The following is a 26,279-nucleotide window of genomic DNA, read 5'->3' on the forward strand; positions in this document are numbered from 1 at the left end:
TAATGAAGTATAAAATAAATAATTTCTCTTCGCCGGCATTGCCCGGATCAGATGATAAGGGTATGTTCTCAGCCCGTTGTTATGAGGCACCCCGCGACAGATTTGTCATCGCACTGCAAAATTAATGATATTTTCTGTGACAGCCCTTCCTTTTTAAGAAAAGGATAGATATTTTTAAATAATCCTTGCCGGACTAAAGTATTTGAGGGAAGTCAGAATCTTTCTTTAAGGACAATAATAAAAGGAAAGGGCCGTTTATAAGGATAAACGATTAAAAATAAAAGCTATGATGAATTTGAAAAGATTGGCTGCTCTGGTGATTGGTCTGGGACTGGGCAGTACTGCGTTATGGGCACAATGGAGTTTTGGAGTGAAAGGCGGATTGAATGCCAGTAAAATGAAATGGGAAGCTATGGATCCGAAGTTCAAGGTTGGAGCTCAGGTAGGTGGCTTTGCAACTTATCATCTTAATGAGGAGTGGAGTTTGCAGACCGAATTGCTTTATGCTCTGCAAGGTTGCCGCTTTGAAATTTGGGAGTCTTTGGACGAAAAAGATAAAATTACGGCTAAAGATAATCTTCATTATCTGAACATACCGATACTGGCTCGTTTTCAGTTTGCCAGCGGATTATATTTCGAACTGGGTCCACAAGTCGGTTTTCTATTGGGAGAATATCAAAAATACAAGGATGAAAGACATCGCATCGAAGCTACCAAACCGGTAGATGTGGCTTTGGCCGGTGGCGTGGGGTATGCCTTTAATGAGCATTTGGAGTGGAACTTCCGTTATGTGCATGGATTCCTTCCAACGCGCAAATATTTAAATGATGATTTTAAGTCTATGAACCGCAGTATGCAGTTGAGTCTGGGATATCGGTTTTAACAGTGCTTTTTTGAGAATGACGGATTAAGAGTCCGCTCTGTTGCTTTTCAGGCCAGGAAGCTATATCTTTGTATGTCTTTAATACAAAACAGATAGAATGGAAACTTTAACGAAAACGGTTGCTGTAGTGTATTTTTCTCCTACAGATACCTCAAAAAAGGTGGCTTTGGCCTTGGCTGAAGGAACTGGAGCCAAAGAGATAAAGGAATTTGATCTGACCACAGATGAAAGTGTTTCCCCGATAGTATGTGATGCGGACTTGTTGGTGTTGGCCGCTCCTGTTTATGCCGGTCGTGTGGCCTTGCAGGCAATACAGCGTTTCCAAAGAATTCAGGCATCTGGTGTTCCAGCCCTTGTAGCTGTCGTTTACGGAAACCGGGATTATGAAGATGCTTTGATCGAGCTGCGTGATGAGGCTGAAAAATTGCATCTCAAGGTTATAGCTGCCGGTGCTTTCATTGGTGAACACAGCTTCAGTCGTAAGCAGATGCCGGTAGCCGAAGGTCGTCCGGACGCCTCGGACTTGCAAAAAGCCCGTGAACTGGGACAGAAGACTGTTCTGAAACTGGCGCAGGGTATTTCCGAAGAAACTTTATGGGTGAAAGGAAATGTTCCTTATCGTGCGATAAAGGAGCAACCGACGGTAGCACCGGTTTGTCTGGAGGGTTGTACGTTATGCGGAAAATGTATTGCAGTTTGTCCGGTACATGCCATATCCAAGTCTCCCGAAGGAAAAATCGAAACAGATGCGGCAAAGTGTACGCTTTGTTGTGCCTGTGTGAAGAAATGTCCTTTTGGTCAGCGTGTTTTTGATACTCCGTTCACCAAATACCTTTATGAGAATTTCCGGGAAAGACGCGAACCGGAATTCTTCCTTTAATGTCACACTGGAGTTACTACATAAAAAGACAAGACGAAAACTATGAGTGCGAAGGAAGAGTTTATGGAATTGCTCCGTTCTACGGAGCGCGAAGGAGTGGAGGATTTATTGGTGGCTCTGGAAGAGATGGGATTCTTCACCGCTCCGGCATCTTCCAATCATCATCTGAATGTAGAAGGAGGCCTGGTGGTACATTCGCTGAATACCTGCAAGGCTGCCCTGATGGTTTGGGAGGGAATGATCGGTCTGGAACCCGGATTGGCCAAGGAAGTAGAGCGTGAGAGTGTCATTATTGCCAGTTTGCTGCACGATGTATGCAAGAGCGATATTTATTTCCGGACAGTCAAAAAGCACAAGACCGCATTAGGAACCTGGGAGGACTGTGAAGGATATAAGGTGTCTTATAAGAATTTTCCGATGGGACACGGTGAGAAATCGGTCATTCTGCTGCTTTGCAACGGGATAGCCCTGACCGATGATGAGATGCTTGCCATCCGTTGGCATATGGGAGCCTGGGGCATTAATATGAACAGTTATGAAGATCAGAGATGTTTTGATACCTCTCAGAAACTTTATCCTCTGGTAACCATTATTCAGACGGCAGACAAACTGGCTGCCAATATTATGGAACGCAGTGGGAAGGATCTGGATGAATTGTAGGTCTTTGTTTCAGAGTCCTCTGCCGGAAGGACGGAAGTCTTTCGCCCGAAGGACTGTAATCCTCTGCCCGAAGGATTGGAGATTTTTTCATCATAAAAACATAAAAGGTCTGTGTCGTGAGAACACAGACCTTTTGTTGTAAAGTTAACAAGGAGAGAAATCATAGACTATCCGTTCGTTCTTTAAGCTTTGGGGGCTTTATCGCTTTCAAGCAGGACTTCTGCCCGCTTGATGGCTTCATGGATATTTCTACAAATATTTTCTTCTTTCAGTTTTTCGGTGAAGCCGCTTCGCTTCAATGCGTTGTAAACATCCTCGTTCACTCCCGAAAGAATAATCTGAATGTTTTCCTTACGGCTCATCTCGCATAAGCTGGTCAGGTTATGGATTCCGGTAGAATCAATGAACGGCACCTTTCTCATGCGGATAATACGGATTTTCGGACGGTCTTTGGTTTGCAGCATGACTTCCTCAAATTTGTTGGCAATACCAAAGAAGTAAGGGCCGTTGATTTCGTAGGCTTCTACGTCTTTAGGGATGACAAGATGCTCTTCCTTACCGGAAATGGTGACGTCTTCGGTGTGGATGATCTTGTCGCGGATGCTGCTGATCTCGACAACACTCATCACACGCTTGATGAACAGCAGGCAAGCCAGTACCAGTCCGAACTCAATGGCGATGGTCAGGTCGAAGATCACGGTAAGCAGGAAAGTGATGAGCAATACTGATACGTCTGATTTCGGGTTCTTCAGCAATTCGCGGAAGGTACGCCAGCCGCTCATGTTATAACTTACTACTACCAGTACGCCAGCCAGACAAGACATCGGGATATACTGTGCCAAAGGCATCAGGAATACGAAGATGAGCAACAGCATGATGGCGTGGATCACTCCGGCAACGGGAGTCTTACCGCCGTTGTTGATATTGGTCATGGTACGGGCAATGGCTCCGGTAGCCGGAATACCACCAAAGAGTGGAGAAAGTACATTCGCAATTCCCTGACCGATCAGCTCCTGATTGGAATTGTGCTTGCTACCGATAACACCATCGGCTACGGTAGCCGACAACAGGGACTCGATGGCACCGAGCACGGCAATGGTTATGGCCGGTTGCATCAGGGATTTGATGGTTTCCCATTCCAGCGATGGCATGGCCAGTGACGGCAGTTTGCCTTCAATGGTGAAGCGGTCGCCGATGGTTTCAATGCCGGTGATGCCTGCATAGGTCTTGAGCAGATAAACACCCACGGTCATCAGAACGATGGCTACCAGAGAACCCGGAATCACACGGGAAATCTTGGGGAACACGGCAATGATGACAATGCTGAGGATGCCCACCAGAGCCGACCAGTAATTAATCGTATCGAAACTCTGAACGTAAACAATCCATTTTTCGATGAAATCGGCCGGGTTGGAAGACAGAGTCAGCCCGAAGAGGTCTTTTATCTGAGTGGTAAAGATGGTTACGGCAATACCGCTTGTAAAACCGACAATAATAGGATAGGGGATGTATTTGATGATGGTACCCAGACGGAAAATACCCAGAACCAATAAAATGATACCGGCCAGAATGGTCGCAGTGAGCAGTCCTGATTCACCGTATTGCTGGATAATGTTGTAGATAATCACAATGAAAGCACCGGTAGGGCCGCCAATCTGCACGCTGCTGCCGCCGAAGAGAGAGATGGCCAGACCCGCGATGATGGCTGTAATGATTCCCGTTTCCGGACTTACTCCCGAAGCAATACCAAAGGCGATAGCCAGCGGAAGGGCCACAATACCGACAATGACTCCCGCCATCAGGTCGGCTGCAAATTTTTCTTTCGAGTAGTTCTTCAAATCAGAAACGATTTGAGGAGAAAATGTAAAACTCTTCATAATTCTGTAAAGCAATAAATAGTGATATTTCTTAGTGAGCTGCAAAATTATGAAAAATATTTATTATTAAATCATTTTTGACGGAAAAATATCTCATTTTGTTATCTCTGTTTTGCAAAAATAAGAATATAGTATAAAGAAATGTAATTATTTGTTTTCTGAATATAAAGACCAAAAGAGGCCATTTATTTCATTATGCTTGTATTTTCTCCATTTTGCAAGACGAATTAATGCTCTAAATATCTGTTTTCTTTATTTTTGTTTTATCTTTGCGACCGTAAACTGAGTTTTAAACTAATTAATACCATTAATTTATGTTTGAAGGACAACCTAAAGGACTTTATGCGTTGGCCCTGGCCAACACAGGCGAGCGTTTCGGTTACTACACTATGCTTGCTATTTTCGTTTTGTTTTTGAAGGCTAACTTCGGTTGGTCGCATGCTGTGGCAGGAAATATTTATTCTATTTTCCTGGCTTTGGTTTATTTCCTCCCGTTTATCGGAGGTATCTTGGCCGATAAGTTCGGTTATGGAAAAATGGTTACCATTGGTGTCATTGCCATGTTTGCCGGATATGTGCTTCTGGCTCTTCCGATGGGAACCGGAACGATGGGTATGATTGCCATGTTTGCCGCTTTGCTGGTGATCAGCTGCGGTACCGGATTGTTTAAAGGTAATCTGCAGGTTATGGTCGGTAATCTGTATGATAACCCTCAATACGCTGCCAAGCGCGACTCGGCTTTCAGTATCTTCTATATGGCCATCAATATCGGTGCCTTGTTTGCTCCGACAGCAGCTGTTGCTATGATGGACTATGCTCAGAAAGCCTGGGGTGTGAGTGAAAATGATTCTTATCACTATGCCTTTGCTGTGGCTTGTGTTTCTTTGATTGTTTCCATGGCCATTTATTATGGATTCCGCAGCACTTTCAAGCATGTAGAGGGTGGCGCTGCCAAACCTGCTGCTGCCGGAAAGGCTCAGGAGGCTCCTGCTGAGGAATTGTCACCGGCAGAAACAAAGGCACGTATCGTGGCTCTGTGTCTGGTATTCGCTGTGGTTATCTTCTTCTGGATGGCATTCCATCAGAATGGTCTGACCTTGACTTATTTCGCAGATGAGTTTACTGCCAAGAGTTCTACCGGACTGGAAAGCATGATGTTCAGTGTATGGAACCTGGTTGCTGTAATCTTCATCGTTTACGCTTTGTTCTCTTTGTTCCAGTCAAAGACTGCCAAGGCAAAAGGAATCTCTGCGATTGTGATTGTGCTGGCCGCTGCGTTCCTGGGATGGAGATATGTTAATCTGGACGGTGCAGTAGATGTTAATGCTCCGATCTTCCAGCAGTTCAACCCATTCTTCGTGGTAGCTCTGACTCCGGTGTCTATGGCTATTTTCAGCTCATTGGCACGCAAGGGCAAAGAGCCTTCTGCACCTCGTAAGATCGGTTTGGGTATGTTGGTTGCTGCCTGCGGTTATGTGTTGATGATGTTTGCTTCTTTCGGTTTGCTGACTCCGAATGCTCAGGCTGAGGCTGTTCAGGCCGGTACAGCTTCTTTCGTATCACCAAACTGGTTGATCTCTACTTACCTGGTGTTGACTTTCGGTGAGTTGCTGCTTTCTCCGATGGGTATCTCTTTCGTATCTAAGGTAGCTCCTCCGAAGTACAAGGGTATGATGATGGGTGGCTGGTTCGTGGCTACTGCAATCGGTAACTATCTGACTTCTGTTGCCGCTTTCTTGTGGGGCGATTTCGAACTGACAGTCGTATGGGGAGTTTTGATGGGTCTCTGTCTGTTGGCAGCCCTGTTCATCTTCTCAGTCATGAAGAAACTGGAAAAGGTAGCCTGATTCTGATCGGGTAAATGATATAGAAATGCGTTATTGTTCCTTGTCCGAGGGCAATGACGCATTTTTCAAGTATAAGAGGTTTTGTCAGATTTAAAATAGTGTTGTAACAGGAAGAGTCAAGAAAAATGAAGGAAGATTACAAGGTAGACACTGAAGGAATGCTTCAGGATTTGAATCGGAACAGGAAACTGCCTCCCGTGTGGCTGGCCTTTGTCCCACTGGTGTTGTTGGTCGGTCTGCTGGTTTGTGTGATTTCTGCTTTTGGCAGTGATGCGCTTTCGGGTGGAAGCCAGATTGCCTTGCTGACCACCTCGGCATGCTGTGTGATTATCGGCTTGCTGCTGAAAACCATGAAATGGGACGACTTTGAACGTGCTGTCAGTGAAAATATCAGCGGAGTGTCGCAGGCTATTCTGATTTTGCTGCTCATTGGAGCTGTCGGCGGTTCGTGGATGGTGAGTGGAGTGGTGCCAACCATGATCTATTATGGGATGCAGATTATTGATCCCCGTTGGTTTCTGGTGTCTTCCTGTGCCATTTGTGCCTTTATATCCGTTATGACCGGTAGCTCCTGGACCACCATCGCAACCATCGGTATTGCCTTGCTGGGTATTGGCAAGGCGCAGGGATTTGCTGAAGGATGGATTGCGGGAGCCATTATTTCGGGTGCCTATTTCGGAGACAAGATTTCTCCAATGAGCGAAACGACCGTTCTGGCCGCTTCTACGACCCGTACCCCTCTTTTCACCCACATCCGGTATATGGGCTATACGACAGTACCTTCATTCCTGATCACTCTGATTATTTTTACGGTGGCCGGACTGATGCAGCATGATTCAACTACACAAAACGTGGGAGAGTTTACAGAAGGGTTGAAGCATGTTTTCGTGATTTCGCCCTGGCTGATGCTGGTACCGCTGGTTACGGCGCTGATGATTGCCCGTAAATTGCCGGCAGTGGTGATTCTTTTTACGGCCACGGTGATGGCCTGCTTGGCTGCTGTATTGGTACAGACCGATCTGGTAGATCAGATTGCCGGAGATGATTTAGGCAAGTGGATGAACCGTTTCAAGGGAGTGATGATTCTGGTTTATGGCAGTACCAGTCTGGATACCGGAGTGCCGGCCTTGAACGAACTGGTGGCTACCCGGGGAATGTCGGGTATGATGAGTACCGTGTGGCTGATCTTCTGTGCCATGATTTTCGGAGCCTCCATGAGTGCTGCCGGTATGATCGAAAGCATTATGCGCATGTTCATCCGTTTGGCACACAATACCTTCTCTTTGGTTGGTTCTACCGTTGGGGTGGGTTTGTTTATGAATCTGGTTTGCGCCGACCAATATTTGTCCATTATCCTTACGGGCAATATGTTCCGCGACACTTATGAGCGTTTGGGCTTTGAGAGCCGGCTTCTGAGTCGGAGTACTGAGGATGCTGTAACGGTTACTTCGGTGCTGATTCCCTGGAACTCCTGTGGTATGACACAATCTATGGTGTTGGGCGTGTCCACATTGGTTTATTTGCCCTATTGCTTCTTTAATTATCTGAGTCCGCTGATGACCCTTTTGGTGGCTGCTTTGGGATATAAGATATTCCGGCACAAGCCAAAGACAGTATCTGAAGAACCGATTGTATCTTAAAAAAATATTCCCGTCTGAGTGTGATCAGGATGCTCCTGTTGCTCAGACGGGAATATTTGCTTTCTTATCGGGGTTTGTTGCTTTATTTGATGACACAGATTTCATTCAGTGGCTTGCGTACTTTGGGATGTTCGGTCTCCGTTTCATTGCTGTAGCCCAGAGGAATGATGACTGCAGGCTCCAGATTCGCTTCCAGATTCAGCGCTGCACGTACACCATCCGGATCAAAGTTACACACCCAGCAGCTTCCCAGGCCCTGTTCGGCTGCGGCCAGACAGATATGTTCGCTCAGAATGGCGATGTCAATGTTTCCGTGGTTTTTCTGGTCGCAAGGACGTACCCACGAAGCATCGGTCTGGTGACAAACGACCAGATACATGGGAGCCTGCTGAAACCAACTGCGGTTGTAGGCTTCCTGTAATTGCCGGCATACGCCTTCGTCGCGGCATACATAGACAACCCACGGCTGTTTGTTTACGGCTGATGGAGCCAGACGGGCACATTCCAGAATATATTCAACGGCAGAGTCCGGCACCTGAGTGGGCAGATAAGAGCGGACCGAAAAGCGCTTGGTGCAAAGTTCCTTAAAATTCATATCCTTTATTTTTAGGGTTATACGATAGTGATAGTTGTTTTCACAAATTTACAAAAAGATGGCAGATGAAAATGTTTTTTTCCGAAAAAGATTTCCTTTAATTTGATAGGTATAATCATTTATTCTTCTTACATTTGTTTAGTAGGCAAGCGGTTTTGCCTATTTAAAATCATTTTCACCATGGCAACACAAATTCAAATGCCGGAACTCAGATATGGATTGTCTGACCTGGCACCGGTAATCAGTGAGGAAACTTTAAACTATCATTACGGAAAGCATCTGCAGGCTTACGTCAATCAGCTGAATACGCTGATTGAGGCAACAGAGTATGAAGACATGGCTCTGGCAGATATCATTCGGGAGGCTCCGGCCGGTCCGTTGTTTAATAATGCCGGACAGGTATTTAACCACGCCATGTATTTCGAGCAGTTGGCACCTCCGGTTAAGGAAGGAGAGGAAAACCTGCCTGAAGGCGCTTTGGAGGAAGCCATATATGCTTCGTTCGATGACTTTGAGACTTTCCGTCAGCGTATGAGTGAGGCGGCCTTGAAACTGTTTGGTTCCGGATGGGCCTGGCTGGTGCAGACCGAAAACGGATCTCTCAAGATAGAGCAGTATCCGAATGCCGACAACCCGCTGAAGCATGGTCAGACTCCATTGCTTTGCATTGATGTGTGGGAACATGCCTATTATCTGGACTATCAGAACCGGAGAGCGGATTATATTCAGAAAATTTGGAGTATTATTGACTGGAAGGTAGTGGCCGCCCGAATGGATGCGCGTTGAGGTCTTCCGTAAAAACAGCATAGAAAACAACAGGAGAATATGAAAGAACGTTTGGAAGCAGCAGACTTTATCAAGTGTGTCTGTATCGTGTTGATGGTCATTTTTCATTTGGCCTATATCGGAGATAAGTATCCGCTGGTCAAACAGTTTGTCTATACGTTTCACATGCCTGCCTTTCTCGTTCTTTCGGGATATTTTCTGAATGTGCGTAAGCCGGCCAAGGATTTCCTGCGCTCCATGTGGTGGCTCTTTGTGCCTTATGCGGTATTTGAGACCGGTTATGTGGCGGCGGCATCCTTCCTGCCGACTCGCGATGCGGTGGATCAGCTTTCGGGAACTTTGATTCTGCGAAAGCTGTTTCTGGATCCTTTAGGACCCTATTGGTATCTGCATACTTTGATTATTGCTTCCGTGATCGTCTATACCGCGACCCGTTGTCTGAAAAAGATAAAGGATGATTTCTCTCGCAGTTTGTTGGTAACGGTCCTTCTGGCTGCAACGGCTCATTTTACCGGCTTGATGTCGGTGACCAATGTGCTCTATTATGCCTTTGGTTATGCTCTGGCCCGGATGAGTGTTCCCTTGAATCTTTTTATCCGTCCCAGCTGTTGGGCATTGCTGCCGTTGTTGCTGTTGCTGGCTGATCCGGTTCATTTCGACAAGAATACCTTGAGTGGAGTCACCATAGTCTATCTGGTGATGAGTCTGCTTCTGGCGGTTTATTCCCGGCTTCCGGAGCGGGTGCAACGTGGCAGTTCGTTTATCGGGCAGAATACACTCCCGATTCTGGTCTTTTCTCCCATTTTTACGATGGGGGCAAAATTGCTGCTTCCCCTGTTTGCTTTTGATGCTACTGGGCTGCTCTTTCTGGTGGTGGCCACTTCGGTCACTTTGCTTGGATGCCTGTTTCTGACCTGGCTCTTGGACCGCCTGCATCTGTCGCGCTATTTCTGGGGACGTGAGCGCTTTTTGAGATAAATATGATTCTATAAAAATAGTCCGGATAAACTGAAATCATTTATCCGGACTATTTTTATAGGGGTAGGAGGTTAGAACACCGGTATGGTATATACCAGGCCCAATGTGATGCGCTGCATGTCATTATTGGCTGCGCCCAACTGCTTACCCAGTGAGGTATAGTTATATTTTTTATACAGCAGATGTGCATAGAAGCGCAGATTGTCCCGTTCGGGCATCGGAATATACTCGGCACAAAGCTGACCGTTCCAGGTGCGCTTATAAAGTCCCTTGGGGAACAGAACTTCCTGATTGTTCTTCAGTCCATTGCTTTCATAGACTCCGGCTGTTTCAAAGGCTCCCTTGACAAACACATTCCAGTTTTTGTGAACCCGATAGTCGATATTGGCAATTGTGGTAAAATATTCCACATTCTGTGCCGATACCGGTGCCCAAGGCTGTGCATTTCCCTCGGCTGCGGTGGTCAGGTCGCTCAACTGGCTCACCAGACCTTTGGTATCCAGTCCTTCGCGGGAGTACATAAAGTCCAGATAAGCTGTCACCGGTCCTTTCTTCCATACATTTCCTCCGGTAAGCATCAGCTGGTTCTTGTTCTTGGCCATATTGCCGAAAGAAGCGGAATACTGCAGCATGAGTGCCTTGTTGGCAAAGTAACCGATCCACTGCGCACCGGCAATCAGCGGAGCCTTGGATTTCTCTATAGAGGTAGGCACGCTATACGGCAAATATTTATCCAGGGTATTGGGAATGGAATTGGCCAGCTGTAATCCCAACATCTGATCCGGAGTGAAATGGAAATTTGCCGTTACACCTGCGCGGCAAGGATTGAAATAATCGTTGAAATCCGAAAACTCACGCACATCCACGCCGTTCACCCAACACTCATAACCGCTGACATTCAGGAATTGCTTTCCGATCATCAATTCCACCTTTTCCGTGGGTTTCCAGCGTACAAAGGCCATTTCAATGGAATTGTTGATATTTTCCATGCCGCTCAGCTCAAAAGAACCGTTGAGGTTCTGACGGAAGTGAAATGACAAAGTCGGAGCAATATCTCCATAGATTTCCCAACGCATGCGGCGGATCTTGAATTTCGATTCCGTAAATTCAAAATTCTGAAAATCCGTGTGCTCGGTCGTGCAGAAATTGAAATTCATGTGTGAACTAAGCTCCCGTGCGTTCTGACCGGCTATCCGTTCATATAATGAAGGCTCGGTGGAAGTAGAATCCAGCATCGGAGCTTGATTCTGTGCCCAGGAGTCGGTAATCAAACAGAATAAACTTGAGAATACAAAAACTAGAAGCGATACTCGTTTCATGAATAAAAAAATGATTGATAGTTAAAAAATAAAATATTAGGTTGCAAAGATAGACAAAACCTGCAGGTTGCAAAATGAAATGATTTGTATTTTTGCAACCTGCAGGTTTTTATATGGTTCACAAAAAGCGTTTAGAAAGGATAACCTACAGCCAGATGGTAGGCCAGACTCTTCTTGAAACGCGGTAAATTGTAGTAACCGCTTTTTCCGGTATCGTATGGAGCATGCAGTCCGACACCTACATCAAAGCGCAGCACCAGAAACTCCAAGTCATAACGTACACCCAATCCTGTGCCCAGAGCAATCTCACGGCCCAGACGCTTCAGATCGAAGTTTCCGCCGGGACGGTTCGGATCGGCATGCATCAGCCACACATTACCGGCATCAAGGAATGTGGCTCCGTAAAGGCTTCCCACAATCGGGAAGCGGTATTCCAGATTCGCCTCAAACTTAATGTCACCCATCTGGTCTACGTAAGAGTAGCGCGAAAGTCCCGGTACATTGGAGCCCGGTCCCACTCCACGCATGTTGAATGCACGGATACTGTTGGCACCTCCCACATAGAACAGGTCGTTGTAAGGAGCATTGGTAGAGTTACCGTAACTATATATGGCTCCCAAAGAGATGCGTCCCACCAGACTGCTTCTGGAAGTCAGTTTGAACGACTCACGGAAATCTGCTGTCAGACGTATATACTGGGCAAAAGGTACTTTAAACAGCTTCTTGTCCTTTTGGTTAAAAGGCTGTCCAAAGGCAGCAAACACTCCGGAAGTCACGTTTCCACTTTCCTTGACATCTAAGGTAAAAGCTATCGGGTTACGCGCCTTTTTACTGCTGGAATAAGTCATAATATAGCGCATCGAGGGCACAAACTGGTTACGCATACTGATGTAGAGTGCCTCATTGGCATTCATGATCGAATCGAAGCGTGGCGTGGTTTTCAGCAATTCGTCATAATCCAGACGGAAAGGAATGAACTCATGCTTGACACGAAGTTTGCTCTGATAGGTGTAGGCCACACGGGCACTGAGGGACACCATATTGAAGAAATTGGCCCGGTTCAGCCAAGTGGCATCCAACGTAAACGATGTACTGGTAAAAGCCCTGCGCGACAGTTTGCGCCATCCCGGCATGACCAGACGCGGATAATCCAGAGAAAGGGAGGTTCCGTATTCATAGGAATTGATTACGGAATTGTCACCGACCACATTGGAATTGGTCTGCCATTCATAAGAGCCGTGTACCTCGAACTTCAATTTCTCCGCTCCCCGGAAAGCATTTCGCTTGGACATTCCGAAAGAGATACCGGGTCCCACCTGATCATTGCTCTTAGAGGTTACCTTTGCCTCAAACTCACCATCATAAGGTTTGTCCAGCACACCATTGATTTCAATATCCAGCGTATCGCTGGTCATCATCGAATCGCGCGGCACATATTTCATGCTCACCTGACTGAATACTCCCATTCCGCTCAACTGCTCCTGGATGAAGTTCTGCAAATCTTCCCGATACAGATCCCCCTTCTTATAGAACAGATAGCGGCGGATTGCATTCATCTTCAAAGGCGTTTTATGCTTCTTGTCTGAGAAAAACATCTTGAAATCCTTCCGTCCGATAGAATCGGTCAGTTCAAAATCGTTCTGCTGGTAGATATTGATTTTGGTTTTTCCCAGATAATATTTCTTTTGTGCGGCTTTCGGGATATTGGCTGCCGGCATCACCTGCAATTGCACCTTGTAAGGTTTTGCTACCGTATCTGCACGATAAGCAATATACTCCGGTTTGTAATAGAAGAAACCATTGTTCCGGAACAGGCTGTTCAGACGGCTGCGCTCCCCGTCGAGGTTCAACACGCTGAACGCATCTCCCTTTTTCAATAAGGTTTGGGACATGGTATTCCGGATCAGACTGTCGGCTCCGACAGAAAAATGCAAGTATGCAATGGAATCCAGACGGTACAGATGATTCGGCATCACCGTATAGGCAATCTTTGCCTCGCGGGGATTCTTCAGCGGAAGAATCTCGTGCGACACTGTGCCGAAAAAGAAGCCATAGTTCCGCAAGGTGTTCTGAGCCACCAGAGAACGCACTTCCGGATTCACGGTACTGATATAAATAGGAGTTGCCGCAAACTGATTGAATATCCATTTGCCGATCTTATTCTTTGAATTTACGAAGCTGTTGTAAATCCACAGACGTACCGGAAACGGATGTCGTATGGAAGAACTACCCATAAGCGAGGCATTGGGAGCATAGGCCAATGCAGCCTCCACCTCCTCCTGCGCCTTGGTATATGCTTCCTTGATGTGCTCTTCCTCCTGTTTTATGGAGTCTTTCTCTTCTTTGGTCAGTTCCTGATTCTTTAAAACAGAGGCATTTTTCTTGACCAGCACCTCATCTACGGTCTTATAGGCATCCGCAAGCGAGGTAATGACTCCTTTTTCCTTCTCTTTCTTTTTCTTCTTGGTACCTGCCTTATAACCAAAGGCTATTTCTTCTATACCGGCATAGAGTGTCTCATCCTCGGGGATGTTCTTGGTCGTAGAACATCCCGAAACGAGAACCAGACTGCACAAGGCATAAATAATATTCCGTATCTTCATCATGTTTGTTTACTTCTCTGTTTTTACCGAATCCGCCGGCTCTTCTTTTTTGTTCTGCCGTTTCTTGAAAATAAAGAGTTCGCCTAATCGGGTCATTTTCTTTCGGAGCACCAAACCGGCACCCATCTCCGTAATCTCACCTTCGAGCAGTGACTCATAGCTCTTGTCATAGAATACCTTGACATAGCGGGTGGCGGAGTTGTCCAGACGATATTCCACCGACACGTTGTCGATCAGGGTTTCTCCCGTGTTCTCGACATCTTCTCCGGTAGAAACCTTACCGCCGACAATCACGCTGATGCGGTTTCCCCAGAAGCGTTTGGCAAACTGGAAAGAATAATCCGTCTGGTTGCTGCCGCTGGCCGAAGTGGAATTCTCCATACCGATGCTCAGATCAATCGTACTGAGTGCACGTCCGCTGATCTTGGAGATTTCGCTTTGCAAATAAGCATTCAGGGCATTCGATGTAGAGAAACTGCTGGCATTATTGTTCGACAGATACATACCTGTGGCCAACATGGTCACGGCCAGACGACCGCGCTGTTCTACCGACATGGAAGCCAGTTCGTTCTGCACATTCATATCCTCGGGAGCCTCGAGCGTAAACTCCAGTCCCATATTTTCCAGAGTCTGACTGATGGAGATACCGACGTCGAAGCTTACGGTGCGCGGCACTTCATTCTCAGTCACCGTGGTTCGTACCCGTTCTGTTGCAGCCAGACTGAGGCGCGGATTCAGCATATTTCCGGTGAACTCCACATAGCTGCCACTCTTGATGGTAAAGGTCTTGAGCGGGATAATCGGCAGGGAGTAACGCATTTCACCGCTGATCACCTCATAACGGCCGCTCAACTGCAAGTCACCGTCGGGGGTATAAATCATGGTCAGCGCACCGCCGCCTTCCAAATCAATGTAATGCGAACGGTCCGGACTGAGCAGGCAGTGTACCTGAGCGGCCTGGTCAATGTTCAGCACCATTACCATGTCGATGTTCATCGGGCGCGGCCGTACTACCTGAGCATGCTCCGTTGTATCAGAGAAATCCGTAAAGGTTACCAGATCACTCAACCGGTCTTCCACCGTAAGCGGAGAATCTTTAAGGACATAAGTCACATCCGTGCTACCCAGTACATTCAGCTGTCCGCGCATGCTGATGTCGTTCATGTCTCCTTTCAGCGTTGTATTCAGGTCTACCATCACCCTTCCGTAGGCTGTGGCATCCTTGGTCTTTGAAGCATTGATCAGTTCGAAATTCCGGGCCTGCATGCTCAAATCCAGTTTGATGTCGCCCAAGTCCTTCATATTGATACTGCCGTCTACCGTCAGCGGATTCTTGTTTGAACCATAAAGATCAATCTTGTTCAGGTTCAGTATGTTGTTCTGCAACTCAATGGAGTCCTTATTGATGCGTAGGGCCAGGCTGTATTCCTTTGACCGGATATTTACCGAATCGAGCAGTACTTTTCCATTAATCAACGGTTTGGCCGTGCTTCCCGTCAGACTGATATTGCCGTTGGCATAACCGTTCAGTGTCGCCATCTGATCGCTGATGAAACCGTTGGCCATAGACAGCGGGAATCTCAGCAGTTCCAGATTGGCATCAATAGCTTCCGTCTCCGAATTGCCGTTATAGCTTCCCGACAGACTGGCCACTTCCTTATGGTTTTGCAGAATCATGGCGTCTACGGCATGAGTACCGTCATCATCGGGCATATAGATCAGGCTGAGGCCGATGTCTCCCAGCGAAGCCCCTTCATAAGCCATATTGTTGACCTCCAGTTCACTGCTCAGCGACAGTTCCTCCTCAGTACGCATCATGTGCGTATCGCCTTTCAGGAAACCGCTGATACGCGGTGCGTACGGGATGACCGAAGTCAGCTCGTCCAGATTGATGTGACTCAAGGACACGGTCAGATCCTGCAAGACATGCTCTCCAGCGGTACTGTAAATCTGGATACCGGTACTGTCATCGGCCTGCAAATCAATATTGGCCTCTATCTGTTTGTTATTTCCCAGGAAAACAAAATTATCCGGATTCAGCTTGAAACGGCGATAAGCCAGAATCGGCTCGGCCGGATAGAGCGAGACGCGTGCTCCGGAATCCTCAATGTGCGCAATGGCTCCCAGGTCTACACCTTTTTTCCGTTTCTCGTCGTAATATACCAGATTTACTCCGGCTCCGGTGGCATAGATATTGGCATTCAGCAATGCTTCAAATACAATCTGCTTGTTTTTAGGACCGTTTTTAATGCGGCTGTCCAGCTTCACGCCCGTGCTATCCTGATAGATATGAGTCTGTATCGTATCAATCAGAATGCCGCCTGTGTTCAGGGCATAGATATGTCCTCCTCCGTTAAGTCCCACATTCGGATCACTCTCCAAATCAAAGAACAAATCCTTCAGAGAGTATCCACTGGTCGAAAGATAGTTGATGATCGGATTGTCGCGTCCGGAAACGATTTTCAGTTTGAGCATTGGAAGCAATGTCTTCAGCGAATCCTGATCAATATGTTTCCGTTTCACCTGATCATTCAAGGCTTGCAGGAAATCCGTTGCCTTAGTGCTGATATCCATGTAGTTTTCGCGTGCACTGATATTCAGCAGCATGTCGCCGGATTCCAGATAGGCATAAGTCGTGTCCGGATAAGCCAGCGCTTTTAGCTTCAGGTTTTTGGTGTTATAAGTCGAATCGGGGGTGGTAAGCACCAGATGGCTGATCTGTGCGTCCACCTCATGCTTGTCTTTCAGGTTGGATGCTCCGTCCACACTCAGCATCAGATTTGTTTTCAGCGGTTTGGGCGACAGTCCCAGTCCATAAAGATCCACCTCTGCCAGTCCCATCCGCAGTTCCGCTCCGATTTCCTTTTTGCTGAGCAGCGCTTTCAGATAGGTATCAATCTTAAACAACGGAGTTTCTCCGTTCAGTGTGGCAATGGCCTCTCCCTTTTGCAGCGAGGTCTTCAGTTCGATATCACTGATATGATACTTGCCGTAGCCCAAAGAATCCAGCGAAACCTTACCGTTCAGACGGGTATGACGTGAAAGCGGGTCTGTGCCCTGTCCCTGAACGTGAGCTGTTGCCGACAGATGGTATAGTGAATCTTTGGGCAGGAAATGAGTCAGATTCAGGTTGCGCACCTGAACATCGGCGCGGTAGCTCATCTGTTTTTGATTGAATGCTCCTTTCATCTGCACCACGCCTCGGCTTTCTCTCAGCTGAAGATCAGCCTGATAGCGGCTACCGTCAATGCCCACTTTGCCGTTCAGGGTAATAGGAGGCAGAGCGATTCCCTGCATACCGTCAGGACCGGCCAAGGTCTTGACAAAATCAATATTCTGTGTTTGTCCGTTAATCTGAAGATTGCCGCGCAGTTTCTCCATATCCGTCACATTCCAGGCTTCGCCTTTGGTTTTCAGGGTAAAGGCACCCGGAAGCTGCACCTCCAGAGTCTGCAGTTTCAGACGTGACAGGTTTCCGTCGGCAGATACGCGGACGCTCATCGGTCGGTTGGGGTAGGCCCGGGCAAAGCTTTTGGGCAGGGCGCCTCCGAAAAGCAACAGATCCTGTTTGCCGATACTACCCAACAGACGCACCATGAACTTACCCGGATTTTTGGCCGTGGCATCCACAGCCGTCCAGACCATGTCCACCGAAGCCTTGAGATAAGAATCCGGAGTGTTCAATAACAGTTGAGGCGACTGTATGCCCGCACTGTCCAACCGGATTGCTCCGCTGAGGTTGGTCACGGCAAGCCCGCTTTTTTCCTGCAAGGCGAACTTGTTGATTTGAGCCTGAAGCAGCATCGGTTCCAGATTAAAGTCTATCGAATCAATACCGATACCGATATTCTGACAAAGAATATGGTTGTAGTCCAATCCCGAAACAGTTGGGGCTGTTGTAATGTTATATTTCAAGGTATCAGCCTGCAACTGGAACTGGCGCACAGTATACCGGTTCTTCTCCAGATCCACCAGACCGTCTTTTAACAGAGCCTGTCGCAACCGACTGTCTATCTGCATAGTATCTCCCGGCATACTCAGATGCAGGGCCGTGTTGTCTATACCCACCTTTTTCAGACGTATTTTCCACAATACCGGTCCGCTGGTTGTCGTATCTTCCGAGGTCGAATCGTTCAGCAAGATCCGTACATTGGAATCATCCAGTTGTGCGTTATTGACAATCACCTCCGATTTCTTCAGGTCTATGCCGTGTGAGTTGATAAAGAAGCGTCCCACCTCACCTTGCACCGATACTCCCGGGATAATCTTCTGGGTATTGACCATACCCTGATTCAGCGTGATGCCTTCCACATCAACCTGTCCCCGCAACAGATGAGTCAGACGCAGGTCCACAATCAATGACTCTACGCCCACGAGCAATCCATTGCTGCGGTCGTTCATCCGGAATTCCTCCAGTTTCAGGTCAAGAGGGAAGGAAAGACGCAGACTTTCTACCGACACCTTGGTATCGGTATTTTCGGAGATATATTCCGTGACGGTACGCACCGCAAAGCGCTGAACCGGTGGAATATAGAGCAATATAGAAAGAAGAATGAACAGAATGACAGGGCTCAACAGAATCCCGATTGTCCATTTCAAAAGCTTTTTCATAAAAATAAAAGGTATAGTTTTCTAGTTTAATGAAACACAAAGATATGAATTAATTCCAATATCCACTCAAATCCATACTTTATATCTTCGAAAATCCGGGAAAGAGACTTACATTCAAACGAAAAGCTTATCTTTGCAAATAAAAAGAGGATTATGAGAATCGTGCGATCTATTTTACTGCTTTCATTCATCATGATGATTGCAGGATGCAGTAACCAGAAAAAGAATATGGAAAAAGAAACAATTGTGTGCATTGAAACCTCGATGGGAGACATCCGTGTCAAGTTGTATAATGATACGCCCAAACATCGGGACAATTTTATCAAGTTGGTGAAAGAAGGTATTTATGACAACATTCTGTTCCACCGTGTGATCCGTAACTTTATGATCCAAACCGGTGATCCGGGACTGAAACCGGCCGGCATGCCTCTGGCTGTGGACACCAACCAGTATCAGTATACCATCCCGGCCGAGATTGTCTACCCCAAGTATTTCCACAAGAAAGGAGCTTTGGCAGCTGCCCGTATGGGGGATGATGTGAACCCGGAGCGCGCATCCAGCGGTACCCAGTTCTATATCGTGACGGGACATACCTATGACGGTGCCCAACTGATGGAACTGCATCAGGCCATTTATCAGAGCAAGGTAGATGAGTGTTATGACACCCTTTCCCGCAGCCGGATGAAGGAACTCTTCCTGTTGCGCCGTTCCGATCAGGAGAAGTATCAGGCACTGAAGGATTCGCTGATGCAGCAGGCTGAGGCTATGGTGGCCCAGAATCCGCCGGCCTATTTCAACGAAGCCCAGAAAGCGGCCTATGCTTCTGAAGGCGGCGCTCCGCACCTGGATGGCGAATACACCGTGTTCGGTGAAGTCATTGAGGGAATTCAGGTGGCCGAAGCCATTGAGAAAGTGAAAACCCGCAAAGAACGTCCGGTGGAAGAGGTCTTTATAAAGAAAGCCTACGTTGAGGAATAGTTGTGTTTGTTGGGAAGTTTGGGCATAGAGAGATTATAACTGTTGGATATGAAAAAAGATATAACAATCAAAGATATAGCACAAAAATTGGGAATACATCATGCTACAGTTTCTCGTGCCTTGAAGGGGAGTAAGAAGGTAAAAGAAGAAACCCGAAATCGCATTTTAGAAGAAGTACGAAATATGGGTTATACTCCGAATCTTTTAGCCCAAAACTTTAGAAACGGAAGAACTAATATTATATCTTTTATTATTCCTGATCTGAAGCATCATTTCTTTTCTCGACTGATATCCTGTATCACGGAATTGGCGCGTGAAAAAGGAGTGTTGGTCATGATATTCCAGTCCAATGACAATCCGGAAGTGGAGCGGGATATCATTCAATTGTTAATTAGTATGCGAGTGGCAGGAGTGGCTGCTTCTGTAGGTTTACGTACGCAAACGACAACGCATTTCAATCTGTTGGCAGAAGAAAATATTCCGTTGGTTTTCTTTGACCGTGTCCCTCAATCAACCCTTTTACCCACTATAACTTTGGATAATCACAAAGCTATGAAACAAGTGGTTGCTGAGTTGGTTCTTCGTGGGAAAAAGCGTATTGCTTATATTTCCTATCACGGTTATACAACTATTTTCAGTGATCGTTTGAATGCTTATCGGGATGCGATACATGAATCCGGTCTTGATTTTGAAAAAGTGGTCGAGGCTGAGCAGATTTTTATTGCCGATGGATATAAGGCTGCTTCTTGTCTCTTTCAGGACAGAGATACGCCGGATGCGATTATCTGTATTAATGATGAAGTTGCAATCGGGGTTCTCAGATTTTTAAAAGAAAAACGGATTTCTGTGCCTGATGAGGTGTCTGTAGTCGGTTTTGATGACAATCCTATGGGACTTGTCTGTGAACCGGAGTTGGCTACATTTTCCCAGTCCATAGAATTATTGTCGCATACATTATTGGATTTGCTTCTGCATGCTATAGAATATCAGGAAAATGAAAAACAAGACATAGTTTTGCCTTTAACGTTAGAACTTCGAGACAGTTTATAAGAAAGATACCCTCTGTTTTATCACTTCATTTATGTGTGACAAAACAGAGGGTACTTTTTATAGGGTGTTACAGTTGCCATTCACCGTTGAGTTCGACTACGGTAGCCGGTTTCTCTATATGTACGGAATTAATATCCAGAACACATTTTTTATTTGAATGATCCAGGACAATCGGAACATTTTTCTTTTCGTTCAATTTATTTGCTTTTGCTTTTTCTTTTTTGAAAGTACATGGCAATTCAATTTTTCCATTCTCGGGTTTCTCATAAATAATAAGATATAGCTTGTCTTTTCCTTTTCTGGTGACTCTTCCCCAACTGAATTCCTGATCGAATGGATTGGCACGGGTTCCATAAATAGCTTCACCGTTTGTTTTCATCCATTTGCCAATGCTTTGAAACAATCTGATGCTTTCTTCTGGGATAGAACCGTCTGGTTTGGGACCGATATTTAAAAGAAAGTTTCCACCTCGGCTGACAACGTCTACCAATTCATGAATCAATTCATCCGCCGATTTCCATTTTTGATTGTCTGCAGAGTATCCCCAGGTGCCGTTTAAGGTTTGGCAGGCCTCCCAGTCTCCATCTATGCCTGTTGCGGGAATATGATGTTCTGCTGTAGAATAATCACCTTTCCAGGTTGGAGTTACTTTGATACCTCCTTCACTCAAATGGTTGTCAGAGTGATAAAGACGGTTGTTTTGAATGGCTTTGGGATATTTGTCAAACAATGTTTTCATTAATCGTGTAGCTCCCCATGCAGCATCACCTTGAAATTTGGGTTGACTGAAGTCCCACCAGACGAGATCTACTTTATAGTTGTCCAATAATTCATTGAAGATATCAAACAAATATTCTTTGTATTTTTGATGATTGCCAAAGTGGCGTTTTCCCTGTTGGGCGGCAGCATAATTTCCGGCTGGATAGGAAATACCGGAGCCGGTAGGATCATAATCCGGATGATTCCAGTCAAGCAGTGAAAAATAATAGCCGGCTTTCATATCATATTTTTTGCAGGCTGCGGCATACTCCTTGACAATGTCAATACCTTTGGCCTTTTTTACATTGAAATCATATTCAGGAGTTTCAAACATATTGAATCCTTCATGATGTCGGCTGGTTAAGACTGTATAAGCGCATCCGGCTTCTTTTGCCAGTTTGACCCATTGTTCAGCCATACCGCTTTGAGGATTAAAGCGGGGAAGTGCTTCTTTTTTATAGGTTTCAAAATCAGCACCTGATTGCATTTGTATCCATTCAACACATCCTTCATATTTTTTTCCTTGAAATTCTCCCGCCAGTCCTGAGTACAGACCATAATGAATAAACATGCCAAATTTTCCGTCACGCCACCATTTCATACGGGCATCTCTTTGTTTTTTGGTTTCAAATGGAGCTCCTTCACCGTCTTTTCGTTCGTCGTAAACTAATTCCTGAAGTTTGAATGCTTGGGCAAAGTTATCGATTTGTGTGGCAATTTCTTTTGATTGCAAGACTCCGCCCATAGACAAACGTTTTATGGCATCTTTCATTTCAGCCTGTTTTTGCAAGGCTTTTTCGTACTCATCTTTAAATTCTTTTGGGCAAGTCGGATACGTAAGTTGCAAAATTTCTTGTAATGAAGAATTGTTCAAGCCTTTTTCTCGTAGCTTTTTTAAATCCTCATTGGTTTTAGGCCAGTCTGATGATGTTTTCATTTCGCCTAAGATACGAGTGGCCGACATGTATACCTTACATAACTCTTTGAATTTTCCAGTTGTAATCTCTTGTCCATGACAGAGTGCCGAACAGGCAAAAATAAAACTGGCTAATAGAATAGAACTTTTCATGTGTACTGGTTTTTGAGGTTTTGATTAGGGTTATTTTCTTAAAATGCACACGTGTGCATTGCAAAGATATATATAAAAGGATATATAGGCAAAGAATTTTTGAAAAAATGTAGAGATTGGAAAGATTATGGAATTTTAAAATTCAGATAAAGATGAGGGCTTGTGAAAGTAAGAGTCTTTACTATAAAACAAGAAAGGTGTATCAAAATCTGCCATAATATACGTTTTGATACACCTTTCTTTTATATTTATACTAGTGCTTTATCCCTGGAAATAAACACGTTTCACGCGGGTGCTGATACCGGTAAGAATTTCATAAGGGATGGTATCCAGCAAGTCGCTCAGAACCGTTACCGGAAGATTCTTTCCGAAGATTTCTACAGAATCTCCTTCCTTGCAGTCGATGTCCGTAACGTCAATCATGCACACATCCATACAGATGTTGCCCACGTAAGGTGCTTTCTGTCCGTTGACCAGACAGTAGCCGCGTCCGCAACCCAGTTTGCGGTTCAGTCCGTCGGCATAACCGATCGGCAAGGCAGCTATGCGGCTGTCGCGGTGCAGGATGCCTTTGCGGCTGTAGCCCACGGTGTCCTCCTTGGGCACATCGTGAATCTGCAAGATGGTTGTGCGCAGGGTGCTGACGTGGTTGATGGTTTCGTTGTTGCGCGAATTGATACCGTAAAGGCCCAGTCCCAGGCGAACCATGTCGAGATGGCGTTCGGGGAAGTGTTCGATTCCGGCACTGTTACAGATATGGCGCAGAATCTTGTGCGGGAATGCTTTCTGAAGCATGTCACTGCCATGCAGGAAGCGTTCATACTGTAATTTGGAGAATTCGTCGAACCCGTCGGCATCGCTGCCCACAAAGTGAGAGAATACCGAGCGCGGGATAACCGCAGTCTGGTGTTTCAGCTTTTCGATGAGCTGTTCCATATCCTTATATGGGTCAAATCCCAGACGGTGCATACCGGTATCGAGTTTGATGTGGATCGGGAAGTTGGTGATGCCTTCTTTCTCTGCCGCATGAATCAGAGCGTCGAGCAGTCGGAAGCTGTATACTTCGGGTTCCAGTTCATATTCAAACAAAGTCTTGAAAGCGGTCATTTCCGGATTCATAATCATGATGTTCGATTTGATACCGGCTTTTCTCAGATCCGCTCCCTCGTCGGCCACAGCCACAGCCAGATAGTCGGCGTGATGATCCTGAAGCGTCTTGGCAATTTCGACGGCACCGGCACCGTAGGCCGAAGCCTTGACCATGCATACCATCTTGGTTTCCGGTTTCATGAAACTGCGGTAGTAGTTCATGTTTTCTACCACGGCATTCAAGTCAATCTCCAGGATTGTTTCGTGCACCTTGAGTTCCAGCAGTTCGGTCAGTTCGTCGAAACGGAAGGTGCGGGCTCCCTTGATGAGGATCACCTCGTTGCGCAAGGTTTCGAGCAGACCGCTGCCAATCAGTTCGTCGGTCGTAGTGAAGAAATGATGCTCCATCGGGAAATGGTCGGCAAACTGGCTGATGGCTTCGCCCACACCGATTACCTTCTTGATGTGGCGGCTTTCCATTAAGGTGGCCACCTTGCCATACAGTTCTTCTGGCTTTTCTCCGGTTTGGCACAAGTCACTCAGCAACACGGTGCGCTCTTTTCCCTGGCAGTCCGGGCGGCGGTTCATAAAGTCCAGAGCTATGTCCAGGGCATTGAAATCAGAGTTATAACTATCGTTGATCAGCGTACAGCCGTTTTTACCTTCAATCACTTCCAGACGCATGGCGATGGGCTCCAGTTGGGCCATTTTCTGTCGGATGACGTTGCGGTCCACATTCAGGTACAATGCCATGGCCAGACAGTGAGTGGCATCCGTGATGGACGCTTCGTCGATGAACGGGATTTCCACCTGATCGGTAGTGCCCTGATAACGGTAGGTCAGCACGGTGGAGCGTTCCTGATATTCGGGACGCACAAACAGGCGGGCATCCGGGTTATGGAATGACCAACCGAAGGCCTTGCTGCTCATGCCATAGCTCTGTATGCCTTCCTTGATCATTGTATTGTCTTCATTATAAATAAGGAGTTCGGCATCTTTGAAGAGCTTCAGCTTTTCGTGACACTTCTCGTCCATAGACACGAAGTTTTCCTGATGCGCATTGCCCAATGAAGTGAAGATGCCGTATTGCGGCTGGATGATGGTCTGCAGGGCTTCCATTTCGCCACACTGCGAGATACCGGCTTCGAAGATACCCAATTCCGTCTGTGCGTTCAGATTCCAGATAGACAGGGGTACACCGATCTGCGAGTTATAGCTGCGCGGTGAGCGGGCAATGACATAGTTGTCCGACAGAATCTGATAAAGCCACTCCTTGACTACGGTCTTGCCGTTGCTGCCGGTGATGCCGATAATCGGTATGTTGAATGCTTCGCGGTGGCGTTCGGCCAGGCGTTGCAGCGCTTTGAGCGGGTCCAGCACCACCAGGAAGTTGGCGTCGGCATAGCGGCTCATGTCTTGGGGTGGGGCACTGACTACAAAATTGCGCACTCCGCGCTGATAAAGTTCGGGGATATAATGATGTCCGTCATTACGATTGCTTTTCAAGGCGAAGAACAGAGATTCCTCCGGAAAGCATAAAGAACGGCTGTCTGTAAGGATCCAATCAATTTTGGAGTCCTGATTTCCAATGTGCTTGGCTCCGATGAGTGAAGCAATTTGTTCTAATGAATAGGCCATATTCTTTTATTTTAGGCGACTAGATAACCAATCGAATTCATAACTTAATGCTAAGTTCGGATATTTTTTTCGTATGCTTTCTAACTTTAACAAAGTTTTACTCAAAAAATCTTGATAAGCTTTTGACTCCGGGCGGGTGGGGCGATGCTCCAAAGCGCGTCTGATCGACTCCCATTCTTTGACGAATTCCTGGGTTTCGGGGGTGAAGAACGTCTGCTGAAAACATTCCCAGATATAGGCCACGGCCTGTGGGGAGGGGTGGAGCATGTCTTCCTTATAAAAGCGGTAGTCACGCAGTTCGTCCAGCACAATCTCGTAGGCCGGGAAGTAAAAACAAAAGTCCGGATGCGCGCGGCATACCGCATCGGCAGCAAGAAGCAGGGTGGCTTTGCTGAGCTGGCTTCCGTGGAATCCGTATTTGGCATAGCGGTAAGGGCTTACGGTGAACACGATGCGCAAGCCGGGATTTTTCCGACGGCACAGACGGATGACCGTCTCCAGTTCTTCGATACACTCCCAGGTGTTCAGCGTGATTTCCTCAAACAGCCGGCCCGGTTGCTTGTGGCAGTTGCCCACAATCAGGCCCGGTTCCTTCAGCCGATAGGCCCGGTTTGTTCCTAATGTAAGAAACAATGTATGTGCCTTTTGCAGTTGCCGGCGGGTTTCCTCCAGACGGTTCCGCAGACCGTTGAGGCATTCTTCGCGGCTGTTTTCACAGAAACTGCTGTCGTGCAGCCAGGAATGCCATCCGGTTTCCGATTCAAACAGAAAATCTCCGGACAGAAGTTCTCCGGTCAGTTCCTGAAAGCATAGCCGGATGCTGGCCGGATTATAGAGCACTCCAAAAGGATTTACGGCACACGGGAACTTGCGCGACGCCATTTCCGAACCGATATTTTCGGCAAAACACGAGCCCACAAAGAGCGTCTGGTCCAAGGGATTTAGCGGGAGAATGCCGTTCGGCAATTCAATTTGTGTCCTGAATTCCATACGATACAAATAATTCTTCGGGAATAA

General features: G+C 46.6%; 17 protein-coding genes and 1 riboswitch. Of the genes, 9 read left to right on the forward strand and 8 right to left on the reverse strand.

What is annotated here, in order from left to right; all coding sequences use genetic code 11:
- Nucleotides 1-7 precede the first annotated feature (7 nt).
- Nucleotides 8-104, reverse strand: a riboswitch (TPP riboswitch).
- Between the two features lie 182 nt (nucleotides 105-286).
- From DXA74_RS00335 to DXA74_RS00345, 3 genes are all read left to right on the forward strand, one after another.
- The gene (locus DXA74_RS00335) at nucleotides 287-883 is read left to right on the forward strand and encodes a porin family protein (RefSeq protein ID WP_118524846.1); all 597 of its coding nucleotides are present in this window, start codon (nucleotides 287-289) and stop codon (nucleotides 881-883) included.
- Nucleotides 884-980: 97 nt separating this feature from the next.
- Entirely contained in the window at nucleotides 981-1,763 is a 783-nt protein-coding gene (locus DXA74_RS00340; protein ID WP_118524847.1) for a 4Fe-4S binding protein, read from the forward strand.
- A gap of 42 nt (nucleotides 1,764-1,805) precedes the next feature.
- The gene (locus tag DXA74_RS00345) at nucleotides 1,806-2,423 is read left to right on the forward strand and encodes an HD family phosphohydrolase (RefSeq protein ID WP_118524848.1); all 618 of its coding nucleotides are present in this window, start codon (nucleotides 1,806-1,808) and stop codon (nucleotides 2,421-2,423) included.
- A 182-nt stretch (nucleotides 2,424-2,605) separates the two neighbouring features.
- Here DXA74_RS00345 and DXA74_RS00350 read toward each other — a convergent pair whose 3' ends face one another.
- Nucleotides 2,606-4,300, reverse strand: a complete 1,695-nt coding sequence (locus DXA74_RS00350; RefSeq protein WP_118524849.1) for a SulP family inorganic anion transporter — start codon at nucleotides 4,298-4,300, stop codon at nucleotides 2,606-2,608.
- A 314-nt stretch (nucleotides 4,301-4,614) separates the two neighbouring features.
- On the opposite strand from DXA74_RS00350, the gene DXA74_RS00355 reads away from it, so the two are divergent.
- Nucleotides 4,615-6,147: a peptide MFS transporter gene (locus DXA74_RS00355; protein WP_118524850.1), complete on the forward strand. Its 1,533-nt coding sequence runs from the start codon at nucleotides 4,615-4,617 to the stop codon at nucleotides 6,145-6,147.
- Nucleotides 6,148-6,272: 125 nt separating this feature from the next.
- Nucleotides 6,273-7,787, forward strand: a complete 1,515-nt coding sequence (locus DXA74_RS00360; RefSeq protein WP_370448468.1) for a Na+/H+ antiporter NhaC family protein — start codon at nucleotides 6,273-6,275, stop codon at nucleotides 7,785-7,787.
- 82 nt (nucleotides 7,788-7,869) lie between these two features.
- Here DXA74_RS00360 and DXA74_RS00365 read toward each other — a convergent pair whose 3' ends face one another.
- Nucleotides 7,870-8,382, reverse strand: a complete 513-nt coding sequence (locus DXA74_RS00365) for a nitroreductase family protein (RefSeq protein ID WP_118524851.1) — start codon at nucleotides 8,380-8,382, stop codon at nucleotides 7,870-7,872.
- A 180-nt stretch (nucleotides 8,383-8,562) separates the two neighbouring features.
- Between DXA74_RS00365 and DXA74_RS00370 the strand changes: the two genes are divergently transcribed.
- Both DXA74_RS00370 and DXA74_RS00375 read left to right on the forward strand, forming a co-directional pair.
- Nucleotides 8,563-9,168 carry a superoxide dismutase gene (locus DXA74_RS00370; protein WP_118524959.1) on the forward strand — a complete coding sequence of 202 codons (606 nt, stop codon included), beginning with the start codon at nucleotides 8,563-8,565 and terminating at the stop codon, nucleotides 9,166-9,168.
- Nucleotides 9,169-9,207: 39 nt separating this feature from the next.
- Nucleotides 9,208-10,146 (forward strand): acyltransferase family protein, encoded by a 939-nt coding sequence (locus DXA74_RS00375; RefSeq protein ID WP_118524852.1) that lies wholly within the window; start codon nucleotides 9,208-9,210, stop codon nucleotides 10,144-10,146.
- A 71-nt stretch (nucleotides 10,147-10,217) separates the two neighbouring features.
- Here the strand turns inward: DXA74_RS00375 and DXA74_RS00380 are convergent, their stop codons facing one another.
- From DXA74_RS00380 to DXA74_RS00390, 3 genes are all read right to left on the reverse strand, one after another.
- Nucleotides 10,218-11,381, reverse strand: a complete 1,164-nt coding sequence (locus tag DXA74_RS00380) for a porin (protein WP_158575995.1) — start codon at nucleotides 11,379-11,381, stop codon at nucleotides 10,218-10,220.
- Between the two features lie 215 nt (nucleotides 11,382-11,596).
- Nucleotides 11,597-14,071, reverse strand: a complete 2,475-nt coding sequence (locus DXA74_RS00385; RefSeq protein ID WP_118524854.1) for a BamA/TamA family outer membrane protein — start codon at nucleotides 14,069-14,071, stop codon at nucleotides 11,597-11,599.
- A gap of 6 nt (nucleotides 14,072-14,077) precedes the next feature.
- On the reverse strand, nucleotides 14,078-18,679 hold the full coding sequence (locus tag DXA74_RS00390) for a translocation/assembly module TamB domain-containing protein (protein WP_118524855.1): 4,602 nt from the start codon (nucleotides 18,677-18,679) through the stop codon (nucleotides 14,078-14,080).
- Nucleotides 18,680-18,832: 153 nt separating this feature from the next.
- Between DXA74_RS00390 and DXA74_RS00395 the strand changes: the two genes are divergently transcribed.
- Nucleotides 18,833-19,657: a peptidylprolyl isomerase gene (locus DXA74_RS00395; protein WP_118524856.1), complete on the forward strand. Its 825-nt coding sequence runs from the start codon at nucleotides 18,833-18,835 to the stop codon at nucleotides 19,655-19,657.
- Between the two features lie 48 nt (nucleotides 19,658-19,705).
- Nucleotides 19,706-20,707 carry a LacI family DNA-binding transcriptional regulator gene (locus tag DXA74_RS00400; RefSeq protein ID WP_118524857.1) on the forward strand — a complete coding sequence of 334 codons (1,002 nt, stop codon included), beginning with the start codon at nucleotides 19,706-19,708 and terminating at the stop codon, nucleotides 20,705-20,707.
- A gap of 67 nt (nucleotides 20,708-20,774) precedes the next feature.
- On the opposite strand, the gene DXA74_RS00405 is transcribed toward DXA74_RS00400, so the two are convergent.
- The 3 genes from DXA74_RS00405 to DXA74_RS00415 form a co-directional block, all read right to left on the reverse strand.
- Entirely contained in the window at nucleotides 20,775-22,535 is a 1,761-nt protein-coding gene (locus DXA74_RS00405) for an alpha-L-fucosidase (RefSeq protein WP_118524858.1), read from the reverse strand.
- Between the two features lie 261 nt (nucleotides 22,536-22,796).
- Nucleotides 22,797-25,262 (reverse strand): bifunctional UDP-N-acetylmuramoyl-tripeptide:D-alanyl-D-alanine ligase/alanine racemase, encoded by a 2,466-nt coding sequence (locus DXA74_RS00410; RefSeq protein WP_118524859.1) that lies wholly within the window; start codon nucleotides 25,260-25,262, stop codon nucleotides 22,797-22,799.
- Between the two features lie 6 nt (nucleotides 25,263-25,268).
- A complete protein-coding gene (locus DXA74_RS00415; protein ID WP_118524860.1) occupies nucleotides 25,269-26,252 on the reverse strand; it encodes a GSCFA domain-containing protein in 984 nt (327 codons plus the stop codon).
- Between the last annotated feature and the right edge of the window lie 27 nt (nucleotides 26,253-26,279).

It is taken from the genome of Bacteroides sp. OF04-15BH (assembly GCF_003477995.1).
Lineage (GTDB): Bacteria > Bacteroidota > Bacteroidia > Bacteroidales > Bacteroidaceae > Paraprevotella.